The sequence below is a fragment of the Phenylobacterium sp. genome, from assembly GCF_035944335.1.
Lineage (GTDB): Bacteria > Pseudomonadota > Alphaproteobacteria > Caulobacterales > Caulobacteraceae > Phenylobacterium.
The window spans coordinates 35,300-39,793 of the sequence record NZ_DASZBG010000108.1 but is presented as its reverse complement, the minus strand read 5'-3'; the positions used below and the strand labels follow the sequence as shown (position 1 = coordinate 39,793).

Sequence of the window (4,494 nt, the reverse complement as noted above, 5' to 3'; positions counted from 1 at the left end):
CCGGCTGAAGGAAGGCGTGGAGATGATCATGCCCGGCGACAACGCCGAGCTCAACGTCGAGCTGATCACCCCGATCGCCATGGACCAGGGCCTGCGCTTCGCCATCCGCGAGGGCGGCCGCACGGTGGGCTCCGGCGTGGTGTCGAAGATCCTCGAGTAGCAGTCCATCCCCGCAAGAGAACAGAGAGGCCGCCGGGGGCGATCCCGGCGGCCTTTCTTGTTTCCGGCAAGGACCGCAGATGACCCAGGAGTCATGACGCCGAATTAAGCTGCTTCATCAGATGGGTGAGACTAGCTTCGATCCGGGGAATGGACTTGGGGATTGGGTCGATGAGACTTGCGATTGCTCTTCTTTGCGCCACCGCGGCGGTCGCTGCCGCCGGCGCGGCCGGCGCCGCCCACCCGCCGTCCGTCGAGCTGCGGGACGCGGTGGTCCGGGTGACCGTGATCCCGGAGGACCGTTCCGACATCAAGGTCGAGATGGTCACCACCAATCGGAACCTGCCACTCGAGGTGCGAACCCAGGGCGGCGAGACCATCATCGACGGCGGGCTCGCCCACCGTATCCGCGACTGCCACCATCGCTCCGACCGGCCGTTCGCCTCCGTGCGCGGCGTGGGCGACGTCAGCGGCGACCAGATCCCACAGATCGTGGTGCGCACGCCGCGCGCCGTCGTGGTCGGCTCCAACGGCGCGGTGTTCGGCTCCATCGGCCGTTCGGGCAGCCTGGAGCTGCACGATTCCGGCTGCAGCGCCTGGGTGGTGGGCGATGTCGCCGGCGACGCCGCGGTCCATGAATCCGGCGCGGGCTCGCTGCGTATGGGCGCCATCGGCCGGCTGGACGTGAAGCTCTCCGGCGCCGCCGACATCCACGCCGTGCACGTGCGGCAAGGCATGGAGAGCCAGCTGTCCGGCGCGGGACGGATTCAGGTCGAGGACTTCGCCGGGTCCATGGACGCCCGCGTCTCCGGCGTCGGCCACGTCCAGGTGATGGGCGGCCGCGCCACCCAGATGCGGGCCATCGTCTCGGGCATGGGCGGCATCGATTTCGGCGGCGTCGCCGACAGCCTCGACGCCCGGATTTCCGGGATCGGCGGCATCCACGTCAACCGCGTCACCGGCCAGGTGACCAAATCGATCAGCGGCGCGGGCCACGTGACGATCGACGGCCGGCCGTAGCCACGCTGCGCCAGCGCAACGAATTCAAGGAGCCCAGAATGCGATTTTCCCCGATGCTCATGGCGGCGGTTGCCGCCGCGGCCTGCGCCGTCGCCGGCGCCGCCAACGCCGAATCCGTGGAGATCAAGGACGCCGTCGCCCGCGTCACCGTGATCCCGGAGAACCGGTCCGACATCAAGGTCGAGTTCCTGTCGAGCAATCCCAGGCTGCCGCTGCAGGTGCGCACCTTCGGCGGCAAGACCATCATCGACGGCGATCTCGGCCGCCGCATCCGCAACTGCCGCGGCCATGGCGAGCACGTCTCCGTCACCGTGCGCGACGTGGGCGAGGTGGCCTGGCGCGACATGCCCCAGGTGGTCATCCGCACGCCGCGCGACGCCAGGGTCGAGGCGGGCGGGGCGGTGTTCGGCTCGGTCGGGCGTTCGGCCAGCCTCGAGCTCGGCAACGCCGGCTGCGGCGACTGGACGGTGGCCAATGTCGAAGGCCGTCTGCGGCTGAGCCAGGCGGGCTCCGGCGACACCCGCGCCGGAGCGGCCGGCGAGGCCAAGGTCCGCACGGCCGGCTCGGGCGACGTGGCCATGGCCGACGTGCACGGGCCGCTGGAGGTCGAGATCGCCGGTTCCGGCGACGTCAACGTGGGGACCATCTCCGGCGCGCTGGAAGTCCGCGTGGCGGGCTCGGGGGACGTGAAGGTGGCCGGCGGCCATGCCAGCGCCATGAGCGTCTCCATCGCCGGCTCCGGCGACGTGGATTTCGGCGGCAGCGCCGACACGCTCAAGGCCCGCATCGCGGGCTCCGGCGACGTCCACGCCCGCGAGGTCAAGGGGCCGATCTCCAAGATGGTCATGGGCTCCGGCGGGGTCAGCGTCGGGAACTAGCCGACGGGGCCGGGCGGGGCTGGCCTGCGATAGGCCGCCGCTCGCCCTTGACGGAACCGAGTCGGATAGGTATCTACCCGCCTCCTGTTGGACCGGCTGTAGCTCGCAAGGGCTAGACGCGGTTCGCAGAACGGGCCGAGACAGTGCAATTAGCGTTTCGGAATTGGGCCCTCGCGGGTGTCGCGCGGGCCTAAGTCGTTTATGCGGACTTTCGCGTACGGGCTCTCATCTGAGGGTTCGGGCTGGTCTTTGAAATGGTCGAGATCACGCGGGCGCCCCGCCGTCTGTAGGGAAACGAAAAGAGCGATATGGATCGTCAGAACATCCGCATCCGGCTCAAAGCCTTCGATCACCGCGTGCTGGACCATTCCACCCGCGAGATCGTGAACACGGCCAAGAGAACCGGCGCGACCGTGCGCGGGCCGATCCCGCTGCCGACGCGCATCGAGAAATTCACCGTCAACCGCTCGCCGCACATCGACAAGAAGTCGCGCGAGCAGTTTGAAATCCGCACGCACAAGCGCGTGCTCGACATCGTCGACCCCACCCCGCAGACCGTGGACGCGCTCATGAAGCTCGACCTGTCCGCCGGCGTGGACGTCGAGATCAAGCTCTAAGGGGTCGGTCCGATGCGAACCGGCGTGATCGCCAAAAAGCTGGGCATGACGCGCTTCTTCGACGAAGCCGGCAGCCATGTCCCGGTGACCGTGCTCAGCCTCGAGGGCTGCCAGGTCGTCGGCCAGCGCACCTCCGAGCGGGACGGCTACGTCGCCCTCCAGCTCGGCGCGGGCGCCAAGAAGGCCAAGAACACCTCCAAGGCCATGCGCGGCCACTTCGCGAAGGCGCAGGTCGAGCCCAAGCGCACCGTCGCCGAGTTCCGGGTCTCCGAGGAAAACCTCATCGACGTGGGCGCGGAGATCACCGCCGACCACTTCGTCCCGGGCCAGAAGGTCGACATCACGGGCGTGACGGTCGGCAAGGGCTTCCAGGGCGGCATCAAGCGCTGGAACTTTGGCGGCATGCGGGCCACCCACGGCGTCTCGGTCTCCCACCGGGCGCTGGGCTCCACCGGCCAGCGGCAGGATCCGGGCCGGACCTTCAAGGGCAAGAAGATGGCCGGCCACCTCGGCCAGGAAACCGTCACCACCCTCAACCTCACCATCTGGCGCGTCGACGTGGAGCGCGGCCTGCTGCTGGTCCGCGGCGCGGTCCCCGGCACCGAAGGCACCTTCGTGCGCGTCCGCGACGCGGTGAAGTCGGCCCTGCCGGCCGATGCGCCGCAGCCGGGCGGCTTCAAGGGCTGGCGCGAGCCGACCCCCGCGGAGGAGGCTCCGGCCGAAGCCGCGGCGGAAGAGACCCCCGTGGAGGCCTCGGTCGAGGCCGCCGGCCAGGAAGCGCCGGTGGAAGCCGCCGCGACGCCTGAGACGGCTGTCGAAGAAACCCCCGACACGACCGCCGCGCCGGAAGCGCCCGAAGCTGAGGGTGAAGCGTAATGAAACTCGACGTCATCAAGCTGGACGGCGGGAAGGGCGGCTCGATCGAGCTGCCGGACGATATCTTCGGCATCGAAGAGATCCGCGGCGACATCCTGCAGCGCTGCGTCACCTGGCAGCTCGCCAAGCGCCGCGCCGGCACCCACAAGATCCAGGTCCGCAACGAGGTCTCTCGGACGGGCAAGAAGATGTACCGCCAGAAGGGCACCGGCGGCGCCCGTCACGGCTCGCGCCGGGCGGCCCAGTTCGTCGGCGGCGCCAAGGCCCACGGCCCGGTCGTCCGCAGCCATGCCTTCGACCTGCCCAAGAAGGTCCGCGCCCTGGCGCTGCGCCACGCGCTCTCCTCCAAGGTCCGCGACGGCTCGCTGATCGTGCTCGACAACGCCACCGTCAAGGACGCCAAGACCGCGGGCCTGCGCGCCTCGCTGGAGAAGATCGGGGTGACCAACGCCCTGGTGATCGCCGGCGTCGAGGTCGATGCGAACCTGAAGCTCGCCGCGCGCAACATCCCCAATGTGGACGTCCTGCCGAACGCCGGCCTCAACGTCTACGACGTGCTGCGCCGCACGACCCTCGTCCTCACCAAGGACGCGGTCGAAGCGATCCGCACGCGCTTCCAGCCTGAGGAGGCCGCGTAATGGCCGACCAGCCCACCGCCCGTCACTACGACGTCGTCGTCGCCCCGGTGATCACCGAGAAGGCCACTCTGCTCAGCGAGCAGAACAAGGTGGTGTTCCAGGTGTCCGGTGACGCCACCAAGGACGAGATCGCCGCCGCGGTCGAAGCGCTGTTCAAGGTCAATGTGACCAAGGTCAACACCCTCAACGTCAAGGGCAAGACCAAGCGCTTCCGCGGCATCATGGGCCGCCGGTCCGATGTGAAGAAGGCTGTCGTGACCCTGGCCGAGGGCCAGTCCATCGACATCACCACGGGGCTCTGAAGAG

At 69.1% G+C, this 4,494-nt stretch carries 5 protein-coding genes and 2 pseudogenes; all 7 read left to right on the top strand.

All coding sequences use genetic code 11. From position 1 onward, the window contains the following. Nucleotides 1–160: pseudogene (gene tuf, locus VGT80_RS17175) on the top strand (elongation factor Tu); the annotation flags it as partial. 170 nt (nt 161–330) lie between these two features. Next, on the top strand, nt 331–1,179 hold the full coding sequence (locus VGT80_RS17170; RefSeq protein WP_327457876.1) for a GIN domain-containing protein: 849 nt from the start codon (nt 331–333) through the stop codon (nt 1,177–1,179). Nucleotides 1,180–1,217: 38 nt separating this feature from the next. Further along, nucleotides 1,218–2,057 carry a GIN domain-containing protein gene (locus VGT80_RS17165; RefSeq protein ID WP_327457875.1) on the top strand — a complete coding sequence of 280 codons (840 nt, stop codon included), beginning with the start codon at nt 1,218–1,220 and terminating at the stop codon, nt 2,055–2,057. A gap of 308 nt (nt 2,058–2,365) precedes the next feature. Beyond that, nucleotides 2,366–2,674 carry a 30S ribosomal protein S10 gene (gene rpsJ, locus VGT80_RS17160; protein ID WP_012521787.1) on the top strand — a complete coding sequence of 103 codons (309 nt, stop codon included), beginning with the start codon at nt 2,366–2,368 and terminating at the stop codon, nt 2,672–2,674. 12 nt (nt 2,675–2,686) lie between these two features. After that, a pseudogene (rplC, locus tag VGT80_RS17155) lies at nt 2,687–3,451 on the top strand (50S ribosomal protein L3); the annotation flags it as partial. A gap of 98 nt (nt 3,452–3,549) precedes the next feature. Continuing rightward, nucleotides 3,550–4,188, top strand: a complete 639-nt coding sequence (gene rplD / locus VGT80_RS17150) for a 50S ribosomal protein L4 (RefSeq protein ID WP_327457874.1) — start codon at nt 3,550–3,552, stop codon at nt 4,186–4,188. After that, nucleotides 4,188–4,490: a 50S ribosomal protein L23 gene (locus VGT80_RS17145; RefSeq protein ID WP_327457873.1), complete on the top strand. Its 303-nt coding sequence runs from the start codon at nt 4,188–4,190 to the stop codon at nt 4,488–4,490. The genes rplD and VGT80_RS17145 overlap by 1 nt, the downstream gene beginning before the upstream one ends. Nucleotides 4,491–4,494: the final 4 nt, after the last annotated feature.

Bases quoted from the DNA above. Each gene is read 5' to 3' on its own strand.
- VGT80_RS17170 (WP_327457876.1), top strand. From the start codon at position 331: ATGAGACTTGCGATTGCTCTTCTTTGCGCCACCGCGGCGGTCGCTGCC.
- VGT80_RS17165 (WP_327457875.1), top strand. From the start codon at position 1,218: ATGCGATTTTCCCCGATGCTCATGGCGGCGGTTGCCGCCGCGGCCTGC.
- rpsJ (WP_012521787.1), top strand. From the start codon at position 2,366: ATGGATCGTCAGAACATCCGCATCCGGCTCAAAGCCTTCGATCACCGC.
- rplD (WP_327457874.1), top strand. From the start codon at position 3,550: ATGAAACTCGACGTCATCAAGCTGGACGGCGGGAAGGGCGGCTCGATC.
- VGT80_RS17145 (WP_327457873.1), top strand. From the start codon at position 4,188: ATGGCCGACCAGCCCACCGCCCGTCACTACGACGTCGTCGTCGCCCCG.